Below are 21,433 nucleotides of genomic sequence, written 5' to 3' on the forward strand. Positions count from 1 at the left end.
GATCGGCGGGCGGGTCCCGTCCGGGCAGCGCAACTCACCGGCATCGGTGAAGCACGGCTGCTGCACGGCCTGCGCCGGTGGGGCCGCAACCACCGCTGCCGCCGCGCCGGCGGCCACGGCTCCGGCCGCCAGTAACGCGAGCACTAACCTTCGCATCTAGCCCCCCCAATAAGGTCGTGACTGGGACGGATCATACGACCCGGAACGACCGTTTGGGCATCCTCGATATTCGCCATCGACAACGCCTCAACGGACCTTTAACGGATTTGCAACGCGGCTCAGCCACGCTCCGCGTGGCGGTCGCCCGCAGACGGCGGGCCCGATAGGGGGTACGTCGTGACGGACGTAATTATACCGGCGCTGCGCTTCGGCATCCTGGGACCGGTGGAGATCCGGGCCGGCGACCGGCGGGTCGCCGTCACCTCGGCCAGGCAGCAGGCCCTGCTCGGTGCGGCATTGCTGCAGGCCAATGTCGTGGTGCCGACGGCCCGGCTGGTCGACGCGATCTGGGGCCACGAGCCGCCCGACACGGCCCCGGACCTGGTGCAGACCTACGTGTCGACGCTACGGCGCTCCATCGGCCGCCCCGGCGCCGGCTGCATCGTCACCCGGCCGCCCGGCTACCTGGTGAAGGTGGAGCGCGGCGCCCTTGATCTCCACGAGTTCGAGCGGCTGACCGCCGAGGCGGAGCGGGCCGCGGCCGCGGGCGACCACGAGGGCGCGACGCGGCGGCTGGGCGACGCCCTGGCCCGCTGGCGCGGCCCGGCGCTGGCCGGGCTGGACTCGCCGCTGTTCCGGGCGGCCGCGGCCCGGCTGGAGGAGCTGCGGCTGCTGGCCACCGAGCGGCGCTTCGAGTCGGCCGGCCACCTCGGCGACCCGGCCTGGATGGTGCCGGAGCTGACCTCGTTCGTGGCCGAACATCCGCTGCGCGAGGGCATGCGGGCCCTGCTCATGATGGTGCTGTACCGGCTGGGCCGCCAGGCCGACGCGCTGCGCGTGTATCAGCAGGGCTACGCCGTGCTGCGCGACGAGCTCGGCGTGGAGCCGGGGCCGCGGCTGCGCCAGGCCCACCGGTCCGTCCTGGACGGCGAGCCCGCCGACGCGCCGCGGGAGGCGCTTGCCGCCCGGGCGCCGGCCACCGCTCACCCGTAGTCGCCGGCCGGTCACCCGTACCTGCTGCCGCCCGCCCGGCCCACTCGAAGACGTTCACGCGCGGCAGCCGGGCCGTGGTCCGGCTGTATCTTTCAGCGCCCTTCAGCAGGCCAGCGGGCAACTCGAAGCGCTTCGATTGAGTTTCGAAACATCGCGGCGTAGTCACATACCTCATGAAGAGACGACTCACGATCTTTGGCGCGGCCGTCCTGGTGGTCGCCGCGTCGTTCGTGGTGTACGCCCAAGAGGCGTCCGCCGCCGTCGGGCTCCACACGAGCGGGCGCAACATCGTGGAGGCCAACGGCCAGCAGTTCATCATGCGCGGGGTCAACCACCCGCACGTCTGGTACACCGGCAACACACAGGCGTTCGCGGACGTGAAGGCGCTCGGCGCCAACACCGTGCGGGTGGTCCTGGGCTCCGGCAAGCGCTGGGGGCCGTCGAACGACGTCGCGAACGTCATCTCGCTGTGCAAGGCGAACAAACTCATCTGCGTGCTGGAGGTGCACGACACCACCGGCTACGGCGAGGACGGCGCCGCCGCCACCCTCGACGAGGCCGTGAACTACTGGATCAGCCAGAAGAGCGTGCTCGTCGGCCAGGAGAGCTACATCTCCATCAACATCGGCAACGAGCCGATCGGCAACAACAACCCGTCGCAGTGGACGGCCGCCACCGTCGCGGCGATCCAGAAGATGCGCAGCAACGGCTTCCAGCACCTGCTGATGGTGGACGCCCCGAACTGGGGCCAGGACTGGCAGAACGTGATGCGCGACAACGCGCAGCAGGTGTACGACGCGGACACGCTGAAGAACACCGTGCTGTCGATCCACATGTACGCCGTCTACGCCAACGCGCAGACCATCATCGACTACCTCGACCGGTTCCAGAACAATAACTGGCCGCTGGTGATCGGTGAGTTCGGCTGGCAGTTCCAGTCGGGCGAGGTCGACCACGAGACGCTCCTCGCGCAGGCCGACGCCCGCGGGCTGGGCTACATCGGCTGGTCGTGGAGCGGCAACACCGACCCGGTCCTCGACATGGCGACGAACTTCAACCCGAGCCAGCTCACCACCTGGGGCCAGCGCATCTTCAACGGCGCGCACGGCATCAAGGCCACCGCCAAGGAGGCCTCGATCTACGGCGGGGCCGCCAGCCCGTCGCCGTCGCGGTCCTCGGTCAGCGCGTCGCCGAGCCGCAGCGCGTCCACGAGCGCGTCGCCGTCGCGCAGCTCCGCCTCGCCGAGCCGCAGCGTCTCCGGCAGCGCGTCGCCGGGCGGCGGCCGGTCCTGCACCGCCGTGTACAGCGTCGTCGGGCAGTGGCCGGGCGGCTTCCAGGGCCAGGTGACGGTGACGGCCGGCGGCCAGGCCGTCTCCGGCTGGACGGTGAAGTGGACGTACGCCGGCGGCCAGACCGTCACCTCGTTCTGGAGCGCCGACGTCACCAGCAGCGGCGCGAACGTCACCGCGACGAACGTCGGCTACAACGGGACCATCGGGGCCGGGCAGAGCACCTCGTTCGGCTTCCTGGGCGCATCCGGCAGCACCAACCCGGTGCCCACCGCCACCTGCACCGCCGTCTAGGAACGCACCACGGGGGTCGAAATCTTTTCGGCCCCCTTAACAATTTGTCACAACATTGACCAGCATGAGTTGCGCGGTCCACCATCTCCGAAAGGCTTTTCGGAGACGAGGACGGATGAGATGAAGAGACCCGCCGCCGCACTCCTCGCGGCCGTGCTCCTACCGATCGCGGCCGTCACCTTCCAGCCGTCACCGGCGTCCGCCGCGCCGGTGACCTTCACCAGCACCGTCGTGCTGCAGGCCGGCGGCAACTGCGCCGAAGTGCCGGGCGGCGCCACGACCGCCGCGCTGCAGCTGCAGAACGCCGCCTGCACCGGCAGCACGCGCCAGAGCTACACGTTCACGCCGGTGCCGGGCACGACCGACCAGTACACCGTCGGCACTCTCACGGCCGGGTCCTGTGTGGACGTCTCCGGACAGTCCACCGCGGACAACGGCCTGATCATCCAGTACCCCTGCAACGGCCAGAACAACCAGCGCTTCCGGCTCCAGGCGGTCACCGTCGCGGGTGTCACCGGCACGTTCAACCTCGTCGGCGTGCAGTCCGGCAAGTGCGTCACGCCGGCCGCGGACAGCACCGCGGTGAACGCGAAGCTGGTGCAGCTGCCGTGCACGAGCGCGACCACGCGGGTGTGGCGGCTGGCCGGGTACGACCCGGGCACCGGCGGCGGCACCGGCAGGACGTTCACCAACCCGCTCGACCAGCAGGGCCCGGACCCGTGGCTGCAGTACTACAACGGCTACTACTACCTCGCGGCGACGACCTGGAACCGCACCATCACCATGCGGCGGTCCACGACGCTCGGCGGCCTGGCCACGGCCCCGGAGACGGTCATCTTCAACCTGACCCGCTCCAACGGCGCGGGCACGATGTGGGCGCCGGAGTTCCATCTGCTCAACGGGCCCGACGGCCAGCGCTGGTACATGTACTACGTCGCCGGCGCCGAGCCGTACAACCTGGGCACGCAGCGCATCCACGTGCTGGAGAGCGCGGGCCTGGACCCGGCGGGGCCGTACACCTTCAAGGCCGACCTGCTCGACCCGAGCCAGGACAACACGTGGGAGCTCGACCCCACCATCCTGCAGCTCAACGGCCAGCTGTACCTGCTCGGCACCTACTACACCGGCTCGCAGCCGATGTTCATCCGCCCGCTGTCGAACCCCTGGACGGCGAGCGGCACCCGGCGGCTGCTGTCCTCGCCCACCTACGGCTGGGAGACGGTCGGCGGCGCGGTGAACGAGGCGCCGGAGGTCATCCAGCACGGCGGTAAGACGTTCATCGTCTTCTCGGCCAGCCACTGCTCCACGCCCGACTACAAGCTGGGCCTGCTCACCTGGAACGGCGGCGACCCGCTGAGCTCGTCGTCGTGGGTGAAGACGGCCACGCCGGTGTTCCAGCGCAACAACGCGGGCGCCGTCTACGGCCCCGGCCACAACGGCTTCTTCAAGTCACCCGACGGCACCGAGGACTGGATGGTCTACCACGCCACCACGAACTCCGCGGGCAACTGCGACATGAACCGCAGTACCCGGGCCCAGAAGATCACCTGGAACGCCGACGGCACGCCGAACCTCGGCGTCCCCGCCGCGCTCAGCACCGCCCTCGCCGTCCCGTCCGGCGAGCTCTGACCCCACTCGGCACCCCCGAACCCGTGCTCCCGGTCCGAATCGGCCCTGCGAAGGCTGCCGATTCGGACTGGGCGGGAGATCGGTCCCGGCGTTGCTTCCTTCCCTGTGGCGCCGGGGCCGGTCTTTCCACGTCGTTCAGGTGAGCGCGGGCACCAGGTATCCGGTCGACTCGACGACACCCTCCTCGCGCACCATGACGAACGCCGGGAAGCCGCGCACCCCGAACGCCTGGGCGAGGGGGCCGCCGGGCTCCTCGAGCACCACCGCGGTGCCGCCGAGGCCCCGCAGGACCGGCTCGAGGTCGCCGCCGTCGCGGACCACTACCGCGTAGGCGTCGCCGTCATAGCGGGCCGCGGTGGCCCGGAAGTCGCCGAGGCGCTCGTGGCAGGCGGAGCAGTCGGGCGAGAAGAAGCCGAACAGCGTGGTGCCGCTCAGCGCGTCGCGGGACACCTTGCGGTCGTCCACAGTGGACGCGGTGAACTCGGCGACCCGCTCACCCACTGGCGTGGAGAGCACCGGCGCGGCCTCGGCCACGCCGCCCAGCCGCTGCTCGTAGGAGCGGACCCGGCGGACCACTCCGAGCACGACGATCAGGTTGAACAGCGTGAGCAGGGTGAGCAGTACGACGGCGACCAGTAGCGCGGTGGTCAAGGTTTCCTCCTGGTGGATGAGGCGACGGCGCCCGCCCGGGGTGGGGGCGGGCGCCGTCGCGACGGGGTGTCAGCAGGTGCCGGTGACACCGCAGGAGTAGCAGTGGTTCGGCACGCCCGAGCAGCCGTACATGCACTTCTTCTTGTACATCAGGCCGCCCGAGCAGTAGCAGATGTACCAGTCGTAGGTGCAACCGGCGTCCGCCGAGGGGGCCAGCCGCTGCATGACGCGGTCGGCGATTCGACCGAGGGTTTTGGCCATCGCTGCAATCCTCCCGTGTTGAGAACAGTGACGACGGGCAGCTTGATCGCACCATTGTTGTGTGTCAATGGAGGCGCTTCCCCATCGGTTGAATAGGTTTCGGGAATCCTGCCGGAAACACGCCGATAACGCGGCGCCGCTACGCTCCCCGGCGGGAGGTGCGCATGCCCGTTCCCCGGCGGCGCTCGGCGCTCGTCGCGCGGCTCACCGGGCCGCGGGGCGGCCGGTCCCAGGCCGCCATCCTCGATGACCTGCGGGCCTGCATCCTGGACGGCGACGTGCCGCCGGGCTCACCGATCCCGGTCGACGCCGTCGCGGCCGCGTTCGGCGTCTCGCGCATTCCGGTCCGCGAGGCGCTGATGACCCTGATCGGCGAGGGCCTCGTCGACCATCGCCCGAATCTCGGCTACCGGGTCGCGAAACTTACAGCGGAGGAGTTCGGGGAGATCTATCTCGTGCGCGAGGCGCTCGAGACGGCCGCGATGCGCGTGGCCGTCGGCCGGGCCCGCGACGAGGACCACGAGCGGGCGGCCGCCGCACACGCCGCACTGGAAGCCGCCGTGCGGGCCGGTGACGGGCGGGCGTACCACCGCGAGAGCCGCCGGTTTCACCTGGCCCTGATCCGGCCCTGCCGGATGCGCCGCCTGCTGCACATGCTCGGCACCGCCTGGAACATGACGGAGCCGCTGCAGCCGATGACCCACATCGGCCCGGCCGACCGCGAGCTGCTGCACCGCGACCACGCCGCCATGCTTGCCGCGTTCACCGCCCGCGACATCGACGCCCTGATCGCCGCCTGCGCCGCCCACCACGGACGCCTGCAGTCCTACATCGCACTGCTGCCCCGCGACACCGGCCTGTTCGCCGACTCCAGCTGAAACGTCGCCATCGCGCCGGTGTACCGCTTGGGCGGTGGCGCCGCGAACTCGCAGCGCTGCGAGGTGCGCAGTCCGAGCGCCACGAGCGACTGCACCATCAGCGTCGCCGCGGAGACGCCGTCGACCACCGGCACGCCGAGACGGTCGGAGACGGCCGCGCAGAGGCCCGCCATCCCGGCGCAGCCGAGCACGATGACGTCCGAGCCGTCCCGCTCCAGCGCGAGGCCGGCGAGGGCCGCGACCCGGTCGGCCAGGTGCGGGTCCGCCTCCAGCTCCAGCACCGGGATCTCGCAGGCGTGCACGCCCCGGCAGGCGCCCGGCGCGGTGTAGCGGGCGGCCAGGTCCCAGGCCCGGCCCCCGGTCCGGTCGAGGGTCGTCACCACGCTGAAGCCGCGCCCGAGCAGCGCGGCGGTGTGCATGGCGGCCTCGGCGATGCCGACGACCGGGCCGCGGGCCAGCTCCCGGGCCGCGTCCAGCCCGGGGTCGCCGAAGCAGGCGATGACGTACCCGTCGATCCCGCGGGTCTCACCGTCGGCGATCGCCGCGAGCAGCCCGGGCACGCTCAGCGCCTCGTCGTAGTGGCTCTCGATCGAGGCGGGCCCCATCGCCGACGTGACCGCCTCGACGCGCACGCCCGGGCCGGCGACGGCCCGGGCGCTCGCCCCGATCAGCGCGGTCATCGCCGCTGTCGTGTTCGGGTTGACGACGCGGATGTGCACTAGCCGGCGCTCGCCGGGGACGGTGCCTGCGGCCGGTAGGCCAGGGCCAGGTAGGTGAGCAGCCCCACACCCATGCCGATGAACCAGCTGTACTGGGCCGTGGTGTGCATGCCCGGGCCGGAGGACCACAGCACCGGCACCACCGCGATCACCGCGCCGACGACCGTGGCGATGAGCGCCGGCGGGTTGTAGCCCTTGCGGTAGTAGTACCGGCCGCCCGGATCGAGCGTGAACATCGCGTCCACGTCGACCTGCTGGCGGCGCACCAGGTAGTAGTCGGCGATCAGCACGCCGAACAGCGGCCCGATCGCGGCGCCGAGGATCTCCAGCGTGTAGTGGATGACGTCCGGGTTGTTGTACAGGTTCCACGGGGTGATCAGCACCGACCCGACCGCGGCGATCATGCCGCCCGCGCGCCAGCTGATGCGCTGCGGGCTGACGTTGGAGAAGTCGAACGCGGGCGAGATGAAGTTCGCGACGATGTTGATGCCGATGGTGGCGATCGTGAACGTCAGGGCGCCCAGGACGATGGCGAACGTGCTGTCGATGCGGGCCACCGTCTGGACCGGGTCGGTGATGAGCTCCCCGAAGACCGGGATCGTCAGCGAGGACGTGACGACGACCAGAATGGAGAAGGCCAGGAAGTTGACCGGCAGGCCGAGGAGGTTGCCGGTGCGCACCGCCCGGAACGACCGGCCGTAGCGCGAGAAGTCCCCGAAGTTCAGCATCGGGCCGGAGAAGTACGACACCACGAGCGCGATGGCTCCGAGCATGACGGGCAGTGCGTCGAAGCCGTGGTACTTCACCTCACCGAGGCTCAGGTCGATGGCGCCCCACCCGGCCCGGTAGATGAGGTAGCCGGCCAGCACCGCCATGACGACGTACACGGCCGGGCCGCAGAAGTCGATGAACCGACGGATCGTCTCCATCCCCGTCCAGAAGACCGCCGCCTGCAGCACCCACAGCAGCGCGTAGGAGCACCAGCCGAGCAGCGGCAGGCCGAGCAGGCCCCACCTGTCGGCGTCGGCGTAGGGCATCAGGCCCGGCCAGAGCTTGAGCACGACCACGTCAAGCGCGGCCGAGGCGAGGTAGGTCTGGATGCCGTACCACGCGACAGCGATCGAGCCGCGGATGATGGCCGGGACGTTCGCCCCGAGCACACCGAACGCCACGCGGTTGATGACGGGGTACGGTACCCCCGTGGCCTGGCTCGGCTTGGCGACGAGGTTGCAGAAGAAGTAGACGATGCCGATGCCCACGACCAGGGCCACCAGCACCTGCCAGCTCGTCAGCCCCAGCGCGAAGAGGCTGCCCGCCGTGACGTATCCGCCCACACTGTGCACGTCGGACATCCAGAAGGCGAAGATGTTGTACGCGCCCCACGTCTGCTTGCGCAGCGGCGCGAGGTCCTCGTTGGTGAGCCGCGGGTCGTACCCGGGCCTGACGTCCCCGCTGCCGACGGGCAAGCCGGCGGCCTCGACAAGATCCTGATGCTGCGGAGTTTCCAGCGTGTCGGCCATGCACCGACGCTAGGAACGACCTGTTTCAGCCGCGTGTTCGCAGATATATATCTTCAGCGTTTCAGCGCCTGCCGCACCGCCGTCGCGACCTGCTCGGGGTCGCGGGCGTCGCGCAGGACGATCACCATCGAGCCGCCCGCGTCGGGCGGGTCGGCGGCGAAGAGCTGGACCACCCGGGCCATTGCCGCGTCGAGCTCGGCCGCCGGGTCGCCCGCCTCGCGACGCAGCCAGCGGCGCAGGACGTGGTTGTGGGCGGAGACGACGGCGGCCGCCATGAGCTCGGCCCGCAGCGCATCGGCCGGGGCCGGGCCCATCCAGCCGGCGATGAACTCGCGGAACAGCCGCTGGTAGCGCGCCACGCTGGCGATCTCGCGGTCGCGCAGGGCGGCCACCCGGCTGGTGATCGAGTAGCGGCGGCGCGCCCGGTCGCCCTCCTCGACGTAGCTGAGCAGGACCAGCCGGACCGCGTCGGTCACCGCCGCGATGGCCGTGTCGGCGCTCGACGTCGCCAGCCGCTCCCGGACCGCGGCGATGAGCCGGTCGTGGTCCGGGAAGATCACGTCCTCCTTGGACCGGTAGTGCCGGAACAGCGTGGTCCGCCCGACGCCGGCCCGGTCGGCGATCTCGTCGGCGGTGGTCTGCTCGTACCCGCGCTCGTCGAACAGGTCGAGGGCCGCGTCCACCAGGCGCTGCTTCGAGGGGGTTGCGCTCACCATGCCATCCTTGCGCACCCCTCGGGCGCCCGTTGCCTAGACCCACGGTATCAAGTACCGTCCAAATGGTACTCGGTACCGCCAGCCCGAGGAACCCACGCGAGGAGGGGCCATGAGCCTTACCGTCCTGGAGAGCCGCGCGACCTCACTCGACAGCCGCGTGCTCGGCGCGGCCCTGCTCGACCACGTCGGGGCCGAGGCCGCCGACGACCTCGCCACCGAGTTCGAGACCGTCGAGGCCGGCCGCCGCACCGTGCTCTTCCGCGAGGGCGAGCCGGGCGACCGCCTCTACGTGCTGCGCTCGGGCAAGGTGAAGCTGTCCCGCCGCTCCAGCGACGGCCGCGAGGGGCTCCTCGCCCTGGTCGGGCCGGGCGAGCCGTTCGGCGAGGTCGAGCTGCTCGACGGCGGCCCGCGCACCACGACCGCCACCGTCGTGGCCGACGCCCGGCTGGCGCAGCTGTCCAAGACCTCGCTGTACCGCTGGATGGGGCGCCACCCGCAGGTCGCCGAGCAGCTCCTGCAGGCCGTCGCGCGGCGGATCCGGGGCAACCGGGCGACGGTCCACGACCGGCTCTTCAGCGACGTCCCGGGGCGCGTGGCCGGGCAGCTGATGCAGCTCGCGTACCAGTTCGGCGTGGTCGAGAACGGCACCATGCGGGTCGTGCACGACCTCACCCAGACCGAGCTGGCGCAGTTCGTCGGGGCGTCCCGCGAGTCGGTGAACAAGGTCCTGGCGCACTATGCGTCACGGGGCTGGCTGCGGCTGGAGAACAAGTGCATCGTCATCCTGGACGACGCACCCCTGGCCCGGCGGGCTCAGCACAAGCGCCGCCGCTGAGGCACTACACCCGCGCGCGGCGGGCGAGGCGCTCCGGGTCGGCGATGACCACGCTCTTGCCCTCCAGGCGGATCCAGCCGCGGGAGCTGAAGTCCGCGAGCGCCTTGTTCACGGTCTCGCGCGACGCCCCCACCAGCTGGGCGAGCTCCTCCTGGGTGAGGTCGTGCGTCACCCGCAGTACTCCCCCGTCGCGTATGCCGAACGGCCCGGCCAGCTGGAGCAGCTTCTTGGCCACCCGCCCCGGCACGTCGGTGAAGATCAGGTCGGCGAGCGCGTCGTTGGTGCGCCGCAGCCGCCGGGCCAGCACCCGCAGCAGCTGCTCGGCGATCTCCGGCCGCTTGATGAGCCAGGACCGCAGCGAGGTCTTCGTCAGCTTCGCGGCCCGTGAGTCGACGACGGCCGTCGCGGTGGCCGTGCGCGCCCCCGGGTCGAACAGCGCGAGCTCGCCGACCATGTCCCCGGGCCCCATGATGGCCAGCAGGTTCTGCCGCCCGTCGTGCGCCCGCCGGCCGAGCTTGATCTTCCCCTGCAGCACGATGTACAGGCTGTCGCCGGGCTCGCCCTCGTTGAACAGCACGTCACCGCGCCGGACCTCGACGTAGTCGAGCCCGCGTGCGAGCTCGTCGGCCGCCTCGCCGTCGATCCCCTGCATGATCCCGCTGCGGGCGAGCGCCTCGTCCATCGATGTCTCCCCCCACCGGCAATGCCGACCATTCTGGCACGCTTCCCCGCCCGAGGGCCGCAACCACATCTTTCTGCCGGTTCGGCTTAGGGTTCTGCTGAGGAAACCCACGACGGGAGACAGCTCATGATCTTCATTACCGCCAAGTTCCGCGTCCGGCCGGAGCACGCGGAAGACTGGCCGGCGATCGCGGCGGACTTCACGGCCGCCACCCGCGCCGAGCCCGGCTGCCTGTGGTTCGACTGGTCCCGCAGCCTCGACGACCCTACCGAGTATGTGCTGGTGGAGGCGTTCCGCGACGGCGACGCGGGCGGGGCCCACGTGCAGTCCGAGCACTTCCGGGCGGCGCAGCAGAAGCTCCCGCAGTATCTCGTGGAGACCCCGCGCATCGTCAGCACGTCCGTCGACCAGGACGGCTGGTCGCAGCTCGGCGAGCTCGCCGTCGAGCGCTGAAGACCCTCAGCGCACGGTCGGCTGTACCGTCGCCGCCTCGATCAGCTCGATGAGGTCGACCCAGTCCTCGATCAGCTGGGCGTGGTCGAGGCGGGCGAGCTTACGGCGGGCGGACCGGGCCGACGGCTCGCCGCGGTGCCGGCGCAGGATGTCGTCGGCCCGGTCGATCGTCGAGCCCGGGCCGATCAGGTCGTCGGTGCCGTCCAGGTCGAGGAAGACGGCGAGCTGGGCGGCCAGGTCCCGGCAGCGGCAGACGTATCCGGGCAGCCACGTCTCCGGCTCGGCGCCGAGGTGCTCGAGCAGCAGGTCGAGGTCGAAGCACAGGTCGTCGGAGCCGTCGTTGCGCACCCGGGCGGGGGGCACGCCGAGCAGCGGGTCACGCGGGCCGACCGCCGCGGCGTGCCGGGCCATGGCGTTCGGGTCGGCGAACAGCAGCAGCCGGCCCTCGTCGTCGGTCGGGAAGACGTGCTCGACGACGCCGAAGCCGGCGTGCAGCTGGCCGCGCAGCGTCACGCCCGTGAGCCGCGGCGTGCTCACCGTGATCAGCTCGACGATGGTGATCATCGCCGGCGGCCCGGCCGGCGGCGGTGGCGGCATGAGGACCACCGGCGGCGGCGCCATGACCATCACCGGCGGCGGGGGCGCGTATCCGGGCCCGGCCGGCGGCGCCGGGGCGAACGGCCGCACCGGGGCCGGGGCACCGGTCAGCACCGGGTCGATGCTGCCGGCCGCGACCACCAGCTCCGGCTGGTCGATGAGGGTGACCGGGGTGTTCAGCGCGCCCCGCAGCATGGAGCCGACGAGCGGCATCCGGCTGGCCCCGCCGACCAGGACCACGCCGCCCAGCGGCTGCAGCGGCACCGGGCACGCCTGGATGGTCATCGAGACGGCGTGCAGCGTGCGCTGGACGAGCGGCCCGGCCAGCTGCTCCAGCTCGGCCCGGGTCAGCACCTGCTCGCGCTCGACGAGCGGCACGAACAGCGTGGTCGTCGCCGTCCGCGACAGCATCTCCTTCGCGGTCCGCACGTCGTCCCAGAGCTGGCGCTGGGCCGCCCGGTCGGCGACGGTGACCGGGTTGTCCAGCCGCGACCACTGCTCCGGCGAGCCGCACCGGACCCGCAGCAGGGCCACGATCGACGCGTCCAGGTCGAGGCCGCCGAGGTCGTCGAGGCCGCCGCAGCACAGCACGCTCAGGTGCCCGGGCGGGGCGTAGCGGACGATCGCCACATCGAACGTGCCCGCGCCGAGGTCGTAGACGAGCAGATCGGACGGGCCGGTGGCGTGCCGGCGCAGGTGGAACGCGGCCGCCGCGACCGGCTCCGGCACCAGCCGGACGTTGTGCAGCCCGGCGGCCGCGGCGGCCCGCTGCAGCACCGCCCGCCGGTCGGGCCCCCACGCGGCCGGGTGCGTGAGCGTCACCGCGGCGGCCGGAGCACCCGCGGTGCGGGCCGCCTCGGCCGCCACCCGCCGCAGGAGCGCGCCGATCATCGGCTCGATCGCGGCGCGGTCGATGTGCCGCTTCGGGCTGGGCTCGAAGCGCTCCGGGTGCGCGCGAGCCGAGTGGATGGCGTCCCGGCCGGTCAGCAGGTGCCCAGCCGAATCCACTGCCGAACCCGCTGCCGGATCGGCGTAGACGGCCGAGGGCATCAGGGGCGTGCCGTCGAACAGGACGGGCTCCGTGGTGCCGTCGTCGCGGCGGAGGTAGGCGACCGTGGTGGACGTACCGAGATCGATGCCGAGTTCCACCGATCAATCAAAACAGGCCACCGCCACCTCACGGCAGCGGGTACTCCGCGCGCAGGTTGATGCGGCTGTAGTCGACGTGGCGGACCAGCGGGTCGGCCGCCCGGGCCGCGTCGGTCAGCGGCAGCGTCGCGTGGGTCTCGTTGTAGAGGCGGTAGTAGCCCTCGGCGAAGTTGACCCCGGCGGCCCGGCCCGCCTCCCCGTTGGCCGACTCGATGAGCTTGCGGGCGAACAGGCCCGAGTACCCCTGGCTGTCGAAGCAGTCCATCGCCGCGACCTTGCGCCCGACGACCGGTGTGATGTCGACGAACACGTCGTTGCGCACGCCATACAGGCTGAGCCCATCGATGGGGAACACCGGCAGGGACGTGAGGAAGACCTGCTTGACGTGGTACTCGGCCTGCCCGTCGAGGTTGCGCAGGTAGGCCCCGGCCCGGCCCAGTGCGGCCAGGACGGTGGTCGTGGCGACGGTGTGCGTGTTGGCCGCCATGACCGGGTTCTGCGGATAGTCGCAGATGATGACGTCGGGGCGCTCGGCCGCGATGTGCTCGGCGACCGTCTCCACGAGCCCCTCGTGCAGACCGGCCTCGCGGTCGTCGCGGTCGAGGGTGATGAGCCGGGAGATGCCGACGATCTCGGCCGCCCGCTCCAGCTCACCCTTCTTGAACGCGATGATCTCGTCGAGGCCGGCGCTCGCGATGGCCGTGTCGGGTGCGTCCTTGCGCCACTCCTCCGCGTAGCGGTTGGCGTGGATCCGGCCGCCGTGCGTGAGGATCAGCGCCACGATCTCGTCGCCGGCGTCGGCGTGGCGGGCCAGGGTGCCGCCGCAGTTGGTGATGGTGTCCGCCGGATGGGCGTAGATGGTCATGACCTTCATGCGGTCAGCTCACGTGAAACGCCGTTCCATGTCAATCAGTAGCGGGCGGAAATCTCCCACCGCTCGACCACCTGGTCGCCGCGGACGGCGTAGAGGTGGCTCCACATGTTGGTGGTACCGCAGGCGTGGTTGGGGATGATCCGCACCAGATCGCCCACGACCAGGGGCCGGTCCCCCGCGTCGGCGAGGAAGCCGTGCTCCTCGTTGGCGTCCACGAACGCGACGCCGGGCCGGTCGACGAGCCCGACCGAGCCGGCCGCGGCGATGGTGTCGGAGCTCATCGCCTTGATGCCGGCGTCGATGATCGGCCGCCCGGCCCGCTGCACCGACACGACCCGGGCCAGGACGGTCAGCGCGCAGTCGTCGATGGTGCAGGAGCCCAGCCGCATCTGGTTGGCGTCGAAGTACACGTACGTGCCGGGCCGCCCCTCGGTGACCCCGGCCGCGAACGGGGTCGAGGTGGCGCCGGGCGTCGAGCCGACCGACACGACCTCCATCGCGTGCCCGTCCGCGCGCAGCCCGGCGGCCAGCCTGGCCATCAGCTCCCCCGCGGTCCGGCCGGCCGCCTCAAGCGTCGGCCGGTCGGGCTGGGTCGCCAGGTGCCCCTCGTGGGTGAGCAGCCCGCGCAGCCGCAGCCCGGGCCGGGCGGCCAGCCGCGCCGCGACCTGCGGGACCCGCTCCGGGTCGACCCCGAGCCGGGCGTGGCCGGTGTTGATCTCGAGCACGAACGGCACGGTGACCCCGGCGGCGCTCGCGGCGGCCGACAGCGGCGCCGCGGCCTCCTCGGAGTCAAGCGCCACCGTGAGCCCGCCCCGCCGCACCGCGTCGATGACGAACGCGACCTTCGGCGGCCCGACCGGCGCGTGCGCCCACAGCAGGTCCGTCACCCCGGCGGCCTGCAGCCAGGCCACCTCGGCGGGCGTGGAGCAGGTCATCCCGAGCGCCCCGGCGTCGAGCTGCCGGCGGACGACCTCCAGGCACTTCGAGGTCTTGGTGTGCGGCCGCAGGCCCACCCCGGCCCCGGCGAACGCGGCCGCCATCCGGGCGATGTTGCGCTCCAGCCGGTCGAGGTCGACCAGCAGCGCCGGCGTCGGGAGGTCGGCGATGGACGTCATGCCGTCAGCCCCAGCGCCGCGCGCGGGTCGCCGTCGAGCAGCCACTCGATGGTGGCCGGCTCGATCGCCGGCAGCCCGCCCGGCCGCATCCGCGCGAGCCCGTGCAGGCCGTCGCGGGCCTCGGCCGGCGTCCACATCGGATAGTCGGAGCCGAACAGCAGCTTCGGCACCACGCCCCACTCCTGGGCCCGCACCAGGGCCATGAACCCGTCGAGGGGCCGCGCCCACGAGGCCGACACGTCGCCGAACACGTTGCGGTTCTTGCGCAGCACGACGATCGTCTCCCGCTGCCACGGATGCCCGAGGTGGGCGATGATCTGCTTCAGCTCCGGATGGCGCCGGGCGACGTCGTCGACGAGCAGCGGGTCGGAGAGCTCCAGGCGCCCCTCGGGGCTGGGCGTGGTGCCCATGTGCCACAGCACGATCAGCCGGGCCTCGGTCGCCGCCCGGAAGAACGCGTCGTGGACCTCGTCGCGGGCGTCGAAGTGGGCCAGCACCGGATAGAGCTTGACCCCGCGCAGCCCGCGGGCGACCCCGTCGGCCAGCTGGTCCATGACATCCGGGTCGCAGAGATCAAGGGCCATGAACCCCACCGTGTCGGTACTCGTCCGCGCGCAGAAGTCCTCGACGAAGGCATTGGGCGTCAGGACACCGGCGCGGGTGGCCCGCATCCCGAAGACGAACGCGAGGTCCACGCCGCCCGCGGCCATCGCCTCGTCGTACTGCTCGGGCGTGCGGTCGGCGTACTCGTGCCCGTAGACCGGCTGCCAGTTGCGGTGCCACTCGCAGCCCCAGTGCTCGGACAGGTGACAGTGGGTGTGAACGTCGATCATCCGGTGGCTCCTCTCGTGCGGTGCAGGACCCGCCCCGCCCGCCGGCCCGTGTGCCGCCCGCCGTGGACCGTCGGCACGCCGCCGACGAGGACCAGGTCGATGCCGGTGGCCAGCTGGTGCGGGGCGGTGAAGGTGGCGGTGTCGGCGATGGTGGCCGGGTCGAAGACGACGACGTCGGCGGGGGCGCCGGGCCGCAGGACGCCGAGGTGCGCCAGGCCGATGCGGCGGGCCGGCTCCGAGGTGCAGCGGCGCACCGCGTCGGGCAGGTCGGTCGCGTAGCGGTGCAGGTACCGCGGGAAGCACCCGTAGCTGCGCGGGTGCGGGACGCCGGCGCCGGTGACGCCGCCCGGGTCGAGGGCCAGCCCGTCGGACGCGACCACCGCCGCCGGGTGGGCCAGGACGGTGCGCAGGTCGTCCTCGCTGCGCCCGCCCGCGGTCATCATGGCCCCGGCGCCCAGCTCGGCCAGCAGGTCGAGGGTGGCGTCGGCGCCGCCGAGGTCCTCCAGCGTGCGCCCGACGACCGGGTCGCCGTCGCCCCGGCTGGTCCAGCTGACGGTCAGCTCGTCCCAGCCGGTGGGCCGGTCGACCCACGCCGCCTTCACCCGGGCCCGGACCGCGGGGTCGCGCAGCCGGGGCGCCCACGCGGCCGCCCCGCCCTCGAGCGCCCAGGCCGGCAGGAGCTGCGACAGTGGCGCGTTGCCGTGCACGTAGGGGTAGATGTCGACGCCTACCTCGATCCCGTCGGCGTTTGCCGCGTCGACGAGGTCGAGGGCGCCGCGGACCGCGCCCCAGTTGCGGCGGCCGACGGCGGCGAGGTGCGAGATCTGGGTGCGGCAGCCCGTCGCCCGCGCCACCCGGACCGCCTGCGCGACGGAGTCCAGCAGCCCGTCGTCGTAGCTGCGCACGTGCCAGGTGAACACCGCGCCGGCCGCGGCCACGACCCGGGCCAGGGCGACGAGCTCCTCCTCGCGGGCGTAGGTCAGCGGCGGGTACACCAGTCCGGTCGACAGCCCGAGGGCGCCGGCGCCGAGCGCGTCGGCCAGCAGCCCGCACATGCGCTCCAGCTCGGCGGGCGTGGCCGGCCGGTCGTCGAACCCGCAGACCCCGGCGTGCAGGGGTACATGCCCGACAAGCGCGGCGACGTTCACCGACGGACGGGCGGCGGTCAGGGCCGCGAGATAGCCCGGCAGGTCCGTCCAGCTCCACGCGATCGCCGGGTCGAGGTCCAGGTAGCTCACGGCCAGCCGGATGCCGTCGCGGTCGGCGCCGGCCGGCAGCGGCGCCACCCCGAGCCCGCAGTTGCCGACGACCTCGGTGGTGACGCCCTGGTGCACCTTGCTGCGCGCCTGCGGCCCGGACAGCAGCGTGAGGTCGGAGTGGGTGTGCAGGTCCACGAAGCCGGGGCAGACGATGCGGCCGGACGCGTCGAACGCCGTGGCGTCGGCGCGCAGGTCCGGCCCGATCGCGGCGATCCGCCCGCCACGGATCAGGACGTCGGCGACGACCCCCGCGGCCCCCGTGCCGTCCAGGACGGTGCCACCCTGGATGAGCAACGTGGAATATGGTTCCATGTGGTCATGATCGAACGTTTCCATCCCGCCTCCTTCGCCCCCGTCACCGTGCCGCTGTCACACGCCACGAAGGCCGGCGACTTCGTCTTCGTCTCCGGGCAGGTGCCCACGACCGCTGACGGCTCCATCTACATCGGCGACTTCGAGGCCGAGGTGAACCAGACCCTGGACAACGTCGAGGCGGTCCTCGCGGCGGCCGGCGCCCGGGCCGACCAGATCGTCAAGGTCAACGCGTTCCTGTCCAACGGGACGCTGTTCGCCCCGTTCAACGAGGTCTACGCCCGCCGCTTCGGCGCCGCCCCGCCGGCCCGCACCACCGTCGTCGTCGGGTTCGGCCGCGGCGACGTGCGGGTCGAGGTGGAGTGCATCGCCTACGTCGGCGACTGAGGAGGGCACTAGCGCTTGCCGGCGGGGCGCAGCGAGCGGTGCACGATGCGCAGGGCCGCGGTGAAGTCGGGGTCGTCGGCCATGGCCTTGGCGACCTCGTCGAGCGTGGCGACGTACTCCTGCTGCTTCTGGGCCGTGAACTCCCCCGCCGGCCCCGAGACGCTCACCGCCGCGAGCAGGTCGCCGCCGATGCGCACGCCGACCGCGCAGCAGCGCAGGCCGATGCTGCGCTCGTTGTCGTCGAGGGCGTAGCCGCGCTTGGCCGTGCGCTTGAGGTCCTTGCGCAGGTCGGCGAGGGTGGTGAGGGTGTTCTCGGCGAACGACGGGAACGGCTCGGCCGGCACCAGCGTCGCGAGGTCGTCGTCGGGCAGCTCCGACAGCAGCATCTTGCCGAGGCCCGTGCAGTAGGTGTGGTCGCGGGCCCCGAGCGCCGTGGTGAACCGCAGCGGGCGGTCCGGCTCGGCGACACAGATGTGCAGCACCTGGTCGCCGTCGAGCACGCCGAGGTTCGCCGTCTGCCCCGTGCCGAGCGCGACCGGGCGCAGGTACGCCTCGGCGACGACCGTCAGGTCGAGCGAGGAGACGTAGGCGCTGGCCAGCCGCTGCACCTTGTGCCCGAGGCGGTACGAGGGCCGCTCGTCGACCCGGACCACGTACTCCATCTCCGCCAGCACCGCGAGGAGCCGCACGAGCGTGCTCTTGGGCAGCGCGGTGTGCTCGCTGAACTCGTTGACGGTCAGCGGCTCCGGCTGCGCGGCCAGCATCTCCAGCAGCGCGAGGCCCCGGGCGAGGGCGTTGGCGTGGTAGTTCGCCGACGCGGGCCTGCTGTCGTCGACGGGCACCGGGCGAACGGTGCGGGTGGAACGGGCCATCACGGCCTCCTCGCGGGCGGTCCTACAGGGTGGCGGGCAGTTCGGGGAAGTGGCAGGCGCTCGGATGGCCCACCCCGATCCGATCGATCAGAGTAGGGGCCTGCTGTGCACAGACATCCTGGGCCTTCCAGCAGCGGGTGCGGAAGCGGCAACCCGACGGCGGGTCGGCCGGGCTCGGCACGTCCCCGGTGAGCGTGATGCGCTCCCGCTCCTCCCGGCCGACCGGCGTGGGGACCGGGATGGCCGAGAGCAGCGCCTGCGTGTAGGGGTGCGTGGGCCGGGTGAAGATGTCGGCCCGCGTGCCGGTCTCGACGATCCCGCCGAGGTACATCACCGCGACCCGGTGCGAGATGTGCCGGACGACCGACAGGTTGTGGCTGATGAACAGGTACGCCAGGCCGAGGCGGTCCTGCAGGTCGCGCAGCTGGTTGATGACCTGCGCCTGCACCGACACGTCGAGGGCGCTGACCGGCTCGTCGAGCACCAGCAGCTTCGGCTCGAGCGCCAGGGCCCGGGCCAGCCCGACCCGCTGCCGCTGACCGCCGGAGAACTCGTGGGCGAAGCGGCGGGCGTGCTCGGGGCGCAGCCCGACGAGCTTGAGCAGCTCGGCCACCCGGTCCGCGCCGCCGTCGCCGTAGCGGCCCTGGACCCGCAGCGGCTCGGCCACGATCTCGTGGACGGTCATGCGGGGCGACAGGGAGGCGTACGGGTCCTGGAACATGATCTGGATGTCCCGGCGCTTGGCCCGCAGCTGCGACTGGGGCAGCCGGGCCAGGTCGGCGCCCTCGAACAGGATCCGGCCCGCGGTCGGCTCGATCAGCCGGACCAGCAGCCGGCCGGTCGTGGACTTGCCGCAGCCGGACTCGCCGACGAGTGACAGCGTCTCACCGGCCGCGAGCTCCAGGTCCACCCCGTCGACGGCCCGCACCGCGCCCACCTGCCGGCGCAGCACCCCCTTGCGGATCGGGAAGTGCTTGGCGAGCCCCTCCACCTTCAGCAACGGCTCGGTCATGCCCCCTCCGCTTCGCTCCGGGCGCACGACCGTCGAACTGCGCCTCTTGTGACCGGCCCCTCCGCAAGCTCCGGACCGGTCACGCCAACTCCTCGTGGAAATGACACGCGCTGCGGCGGTCCGGGCTGATCTCGAACAACGGGGGCCGGTCCGTCCTGCACACGTCCCGGGCCAGGGCGCACCGCGGGTGGAACGGGCAGCCCGGCGGGGGCGCGGCCATGTTCGGCGGGTTGCCGGGGATGGGGTCGAGGCGGTCCGTCTCGGTGTCCATGCGGGGGAGGCTGGCCAGCAGGCCCAGGGTGTACGGGTGCCGGGGCTTCGCGAAGAGCTCGACGACGCCCGCGGTCTCGACGACCCGACCGGCGTACATGACGACCACCCGGTCCGCGAGCTCGGCGACGATGCCGAGGTCGTGGGTGATGAGGATCGTCGCGGCCCCGGTCTCCCGCTGCGCCTTCTGCAGCAGCTGGAGCACCTGGGCCTGGATGGTGACGTCCAGGGCGGTGGTCGGTTCGTCGGCGATGATCAGGTCGGGGTCGTTGGCGATGGCCATGGCGATCATCGCGCGCTGGCGCATGCCGCCCGAGAACTCGTGGGGGTACTGCTTCACGCGCTGCGCCGCATCGGGGACGCCGACGAGGCCCAGCAGCTCCACCGCCCGCGCCCGGGCCGCCTTCCGGTCCGGCTTGCGCTGGTGCAGCAGGACCGTCTCGGCGATCTGGTCACCGATGCTCAGCACCGGGTTCAGCGCGGTCATCGGGTCCTGGAAGATCATGCCGACCGGGCCGCCGCGGATCGCCCGCAACGCCCGCGGCGACAGCCCGCGCAGGTCCTGGCCGCGGAACGCGAGGGTGCGGGCGGAGACCCGGGCCGGCGGCTCGCGCAGCAGGCGCAGCACGGACATCGCGGTGACCGTCTTGCCGGAGCCGGACTCGCCGACCACGGCCACGATCTCACCCGCGTCGACCTCCAGGTCGACCCCGTCGACCGCGTGCACCACGGCGTCATCGGTCCGGAAGTCCACGCTGAGGTTCTCGATCCTCAGCAGCGGGGTGTGCGGCGACGCCGTCATGACTGCCTCGGATCCACGGCGTCGCGCAGGCCGTCGCCGATGAAGTTGACGGCCAGCACGATCAGCGCGACGGCCACGCCCGGGGAGACCCACAGCCACGGCTCGGAGCGGATGACCGTCAGGCTCTGCGCGTCGGTGAGCATGTTGCCCCAGCTGGCCGCGGGCGGCTGGACGCCGAGGCCGAGGAAGGACAGCGTCGCCTCCAGGGCGATCGCCTGGGCGACGGCCAGGGTCGCGGCGACGCTGACCGGGGGCAGCGCGGCCGGGATGATGTGCCGGCGCAGCAGCCAGAGCGCTCCGGCGCCGGTGGCCCGCGACGCGAGGACGTACTCCTGCTCGCGCAGGGACAGCGTCACGCCGCGGACGATCCGGCCGCAGACGGGCCACTGGAACAGCCCGATCGCGATGATCATCGTGACCACGCTGGGGCCGAGGACACCGGCGATGACGACGATGACGACGAGCGACGGGAACGACATGAACACGTCGGCGGCCCGCATGACCAGCCCGTCGACCCAGCCGCCGAGCAGCCCGGCGATGCCGCCGAGGACGGTGCCGATGACGACGGCGAGCGCGGCCGAGGCGATGCCGACGCCGAGCGAGACCCGACCGGCGAACAGCAGCCGGGACAGCACGTCGCGGCCTGTCGAGTCGGTGCCGAGCCAGTGCTCGCCGTTCGGCGCGGCCCGGGCGGCCAGCAGGTCGATCTGGTTGGGGTCGTGCCCGGACAGCGGCCGCGCGAACAGGGCGGCCAGCACCACCAGGAACAGCAGCGTGAGGCCGGCGACGGCCGCGGGGTTGCGCCGGAAGCGCCGCAGCGCGCCGCGGCGCGGGCCGGCCTCGGCCACCTCGACGACCTCGTCCGCCACCGC

General features: G+C 72.4%; 22 protein-coding genes. 7 read left to right on the forward strand and 15 right to left on the reverse strand.

Annotated elements, in window-relative coordinates; translation table 11 throughout:
- Positions 1–336 precede the first annotated feature (336 nt).
- The 3 genes from Dvina_RS38970 (at position 337) to Dvina_RS38980 (ending at position 4,364) form a co-directional block, all read left to right on the forward strand.
- A complete protein-coding gene (locus Dvina_RS38970) occupies positions 337–1,152 on the forward strand; it encodes an AfsR/SARP family transcriptional regulator (RefSeq protein ID WP_223094828.1) in 816 nt (271 codons plus the stop codon).
- A 173-nt stretch (positions 1,153–1,325) separates the two neighbouring features.
- The gene (locus Dvina_RS38975) at positions 1,326–2,735 is read left to right on the forward strand and encodes a cellulase family glycosylhydrolase (RefSeq protein ID WP_223094830.1); all 1,410 of its coding nucleotides are present in this window, start codon (positions 1,326–1,328) and stop codon (positions 2,733–2,735) included.
- 120 nt (positions 2,736–2,855) lie between these two features.
- Positions 2,856–4,364, forward strand: a complete 1,509-nt coding sequence (locus tag Dvina_RS38980; RefSeq protein WP_223094832.1) for a family 43 glycosylhydrolase — start codon at positions 2,856–2,858, stop codon at positions 4,362–4,364.
- Positions 4,365–4,499: 135 nt separating this feature from the next.
- Here Dvina_RS38980 and Dvina_RS38985 read toward each other — a convergent pair whose 3' ends face one another.
- Together Dvina_RS38985 and Dvina_RS38990 are read right to left on the reverse strand one after the other, a co-directional pair.
- Complete coding sequence (locus Dvina_RS38985; protein ID WP_223094834.1) at positions 4,500–5,015, reverse strand: TlpA family protein disulfide reductase; 516 nt, start codon at positions 5,013–5,015, stop codon at positions 4,500–4,502.
- Between the two features lie 69 nt (positions 5,016–5,084).
- Entirely contained in the window at positions 5,085–5,276 is a 192-nt protein-coding gene (locus tag Dvina_RS38990) for a hypothetical protein (protein ID WP_223094836.1), read from the reverse strand.
- A gap of 164 nt (positions 5,277–5,440) precedes the next feature.
- Here Dvina_RS38990 and Dvina_RS38995 point away from each other — a divergent pair, with 164 nt between their 5' ends.
- Complete coding sequence (locus tag Dvina_RS38995; RefSeq protein WP_223094838.1) at positions 5,441–6,154, forward strand: GntR family transcriptional regulator; 714 nt, start codon at positions 5,441–5,443, stop codon at positions 6,152–6,154.
- Here the strand turns inward: Dvina_RS38995 and Dvina_RS39000 are convergent.
- From Dvina_RS39000 to Dvina_RS39010, 3 genes are read right to left on the reverse strand one after another with little or no spacing between them, the layout of a single operon-like run.
- Positions 6,103–6,834, reverse strand: a complete 732-nt coding sequence (locus Dvina_RS39000) for an aspartate/glutamate racemase family protein (protein ID WP_246655602.1) — start codon at positions 6,832–6,834, stop codon at positions 6,103–6,105. The two genes, Dvina_RS38995 and Dvina_RS39000, sit on opposite strands and share 52 nt — an antisense overlap.
- A gap of 38 nt (positions 6,835–6,872) precedes the next feature.
- On the reverse strand, positions 6,873–8,393 hold the full coding sequence (locus Dvina_RS39005; RefSeq protein WP_223094842.1) for an NCS1 family nucleobase:cation symporter-1: 1,521 nt from the start codon (positions 8,391–8,393) through the stop codon (positions 6,873–6,875).
- 53 nt (positions 8,394–8,446) lie between these two features.
- Entirely contained in the window at positions 8,447–9,109 is a 663-nt protein-coding gene (locus tag Dvina_RS39010) for a TetR/AcrR family transcriptional regulator (protein ID WP_223094844.1), read from the reverse strand.
- Positions 9,110–9,218: 109 nt separating this feature from the next.
- Here Dvina_RS39010 and Dvina_RS39015 point away from each other — a divergent pair, with 109 nt between their 5' ends.
- Entirely contained in the window at positions 9,219–9,944 is a 726-nt protein-coding gene (locus Dvina_RS39015) for a Crp/Fnr family transcriptional regulator (protein WP_223094846.1), read from the forward strand.
- Positions 9,945–9,948: 4 nt separating this feature from the next.
- Here Dvina_RS39015 and Dvina_RS39020 read toward each other — a convergent pair whose 3' ends face one another.
- A complete protein-coding gene (locus Dvina_RS39020; RefSeq protein WP_223094848.1) occupies positions 9,949–10,626 on the reverse strand; it encodes a Crp/Fnr family transcriptional regulator in 678 nt (225 codons plus the stop codon).
- Positions 10,627–10,752: 126 nt separating this feature from the next.
- On the opposite strand from Dvina_RS39020, the gene Dvina_RS39025 reads away from it, so the two are divergent.
- Positions 10,753–11,079 carry a putative quinol monooxygenase gene (locus Dvina_RS39025; protein ID WP_223094850.1) on the forward strand — a complete coding sequence of 109 codons (327 nt, stop codon included), beginning with the start codon at positions 10,753–10,755 and terminating at the stop codon, positions 11,077–11,079.
- A gap of 6 nt (positions 11,080–11,085) precedes the next feature.
- On the opposite strand, the gene Dvina_RS39030 is transcribed toward Dvina_RS39025, so the two are convergent.
- The 5 genes from Dvina_RS39030 to Dvina_RS39050 are packed head-to-tail and all read right to left on the reverse strand — an operon-like array spanning position 11,086 to position 17,218.
- The gene (locus Dvina_RS39030; protein ID WP_223094852.1) at positions 11,086–12,825 is read right to left on the reverse strand and encodes an Hsp70 family protein; all 1,740 of its coding nucleotides are present in this window, start codon (positions 12,823–12,825) and stop codon (positions 11,086–11,088) included.
- A gap of 28 nt (positions 12,826–12,853) precedes the next feature.
- On the reverse strand, positions 12,854–13,699 hold the full coding sequence (locus Dvina_RS39035; protein WP_223094854.1) for a PIG-L deacetylase family protein: 846 nt from the start codon (positions 13,697–13,699) through the stop codon (positions 12,854–12,856).
- 35 nt (positions 13,700–13,734) lie between these two features.
- Positions 13,735–14,814 (reverse strand): alanine racemase, encoded by a 1,080-nt coding sequence (locus Dvina_RS39040; protein WP_223094856.1) that lies wholly within the window; start codon positions 14,812–14,814, stop codon positions 13,735–13,737.
- Positions 14,811–15,647, reverse strand: a complete 837-nt coding sequence (locus tag Dvina_RS39045; RefSeq protein WP_223094858.1) for an amidohydrolase family protein — start codon at positions 15,645–15,647, stop codon at positions 14,811–14,813. The genes Dvina_RS39040 and Dvina_RS39045 overlap by 4 nt, the downstream gene beginning before the upstream one ends.
- Positions 15,644–17,218, reverse strand: coding sequence for an N-acyl-D-amino-acid deacylase family protein (locus Dvina_RS39050; protein ID WP_223094860.1), 1,575 nt, complete (start codon positions 17,216–17,218; stop codon positions 15,644–15,646). The genes Dvina_RS39045 and Dvina_RS39050 overlap by 4 nt, the downstream gene beginning before the upstream one ends.
- A gap of 6 nt (positions 17,219–17,224) precedes the next feature.
- Here Dvina_RS39050 and Dvina_RS39055 point away from each other — a divergent pair, with 6 nt between their 5' ends.
- Positions 17,225–17,605 carry a RidA family protein gene (locus Dvina_RS39055; protein WP_223094862.1) on the forward strand — a complete coding sequence of 127 codons (381 nt, stop codon included), beginning with the start codon at positions 17,225–17,227 and terminating at the stop codon, positions 17,603–17,605.
- Positions 17,606–17,613: 8 nt separating this feature from the next.
- On the opposite strand, the gene Dvina_RS39060 is transcribed toward Dvina_RS39055, so the two are convergent.
- The 4 genes from Dvina_RS39060 to Dvina_RS39075 form a co-directional block, all read right to left on the reverse strand.
- Positions 17,614–18,477, reverse strand: coding sequence for an IclR family transcriptional regulator (locus Dvina_RS39060; RefSeq protein WP_223094864.1), 864 nt, complete (start codon positions 18,475–18,477; stop codon positions 17,614–17,616).
- Between the two features lie 22 nt (positions 18,478–18,499).
- On the reverse strand, positions 18,500–19,489 hold the full coding sequence (locus Dvina_RS39065) for an ABC transporter ATP-binding protein (protein WP_223094866.1): 990 nt from the start codon (positions 19,487–19,489) through the stop codon (positions 18,500–18,502).
- 79 nt (positions 19,490–19,568) lie between these two features.
- Positions 19,569–20,561 (reverse strand): ABC transporter ATP-binding protein, encoded by a 993-nt coding sequence (locus tag Dvina_RS39070; protein ID WP_223094868.1) that lies wholly within the window; start codon positions 20,559–20,561, stop codon positions 19,569–19,571.
- Positions 20,558–21,430 (reverse strand): ABC transporter permease, encoded by an 873-nt coding sequence (locus Dvina_RS39075; protein ID WP_223094885.1) that lies wholly within the window; start codon positions 21,428–21,430, stop codon positions 20,558–20,560. Before Dvina_RS39075 ends, Dvina_RS39070 begins: the two co-directional genes overlap by 4 nt.
- Positions 21,431–21,433 lie beyond the last annotated feature (3 nt).

Source organism: Dactylosporangium vinaceum (genome assembly GCF_019904175.1).
In the GTDB taxonomy this organism is placed as follows: Bacteria; Actinomycetota; Actinomycetes; order Mycobacteriales; family Micromonosporaceae; genus Dactylosporangium; species Dactylosporangium vinaceum.

Coding starts and splice junctions, on each gene's coding strand:
- Dvina_RS39045 (WP_223094858.1), bottom strand. CDS start 15,647: ATGATCGACGTTCACACCCACTGTCACCTGTCCGAGCACTGGGGCTGC.
- Dvina_RS39070 (WP_223094868.1), bottom strand. CDS start 20,561: ATGACGGCGTCGCCGCACACCCCGCTGCTGAGGATCGAGAACCTCAGC.
- Dvina_RS39020 (WP_223094848.1), bottom strand. CDS start 10,626: ATGGACGAGGCGCTCGCCCGCAGCGGGATCATGCAGGGGATCGACGGC.
- Dvina_RS39060 (WP_223094864.1), bottom strand. CDS start 18,477: ATGGCCCGTTCCACCCGCACCGTTCGCCCGGTGCCCGTCGACGACAGC.
- Dvina_RS39035 (WP_223094854.1), bottom strand. CDS start 13,699: ATGAAGGTCATGACCATCTACGCCCATCCGGCGGACACCATCACCAAC.
- Dvina_RS39005 (WP_223094842.1), bottom strand. CDS start 8,393: ATGGCCGACACGCTGGAAACTCCGCAGCATCAGGATCTTGTCGAGGCC.
- Dvina_RS39010 (WP_223094844.1), bottom strand. CDS start 9,109: ATGGTGAGCGCAACCCCCTCGAAGCAGCGCCTGGTGGACGCGGCCCTC.
- Dvina_RS39000 (WP_246655602.1), bottom strand. CDS start 6,834: ATGACCGCGCTGATCGGGGCGAGCGCCCGGGCCGTCGCCGGCCCGGGC.
- Dvina_RS38995 (WP_223094838.1), top strand. CDS start 5,441: ATGCCCGTTCCCCGGCGGCGCTCGGCGCTCGTCGCGCGGCTCACCGGG.
- Dvina_RS39065 (WP_223094866.1), bottom strand. CDS start 19,489: ATGACCGAGCCGTTGCTGAAGGTGGAGGGGCTCGCCAAGCACTTCCCG.
- Dvina_RS38975 (WP_223094830.1), top strand. CDS start 1,326: ATGAAGAGACGACTCACGATCTTTGGCGCGGCCGTCCTGGTGGTCGCC.
- Dvina_RS39015 (WP_223094846.1), top strand. CDS start 9,219: ATGAGCCTTACCGTCCTGGAGAGCCGCGCGACCTCACTCGACAGCCGC.
- Dvina_RS39050 (WP_223094860.1), bottom strand. CDS start 17,218: ATGGAACCATATTCCACGTTGCTCATCCAGGGTGGCACCGTCCTGGAC.
- Dvina_RS39055 (WP_223094862.1), top strand. CDS start 17,225: ATGATCGAACGTTTCCATCCCGCCTCCTTCGCCCCCGTCACCGTGCCG.
- Dvina_RS38980 (WP_223094832.1), top strand. CDS start 2,856: ATGAAGAGACCCGCCGCCGCACTCCTCGCGGCCGTGCTCCTACCGATC.
- Dvina_RS39040 (WP_223094856.1), bottom strand. CDS start 14,814: ATGACGTCCATCGCCGACCTCCCGACGCCGGCGCTGCTGGTCGACCTC.
- Dvina_RS39025 (WP_223094850.1), top strand. CDS start 10,753: ATGATCTTCATTACCGCCAAGTTCCGCGTCCGGCCGGAGCACGCGGAA.
- Dvina_RS38990 (WP_223094836.1), bottom strand. CDS start 5,276: ATGGCCAAAACCCTCGGTCGAATCGCCGACCGCGTCATGCAGCGGCTG.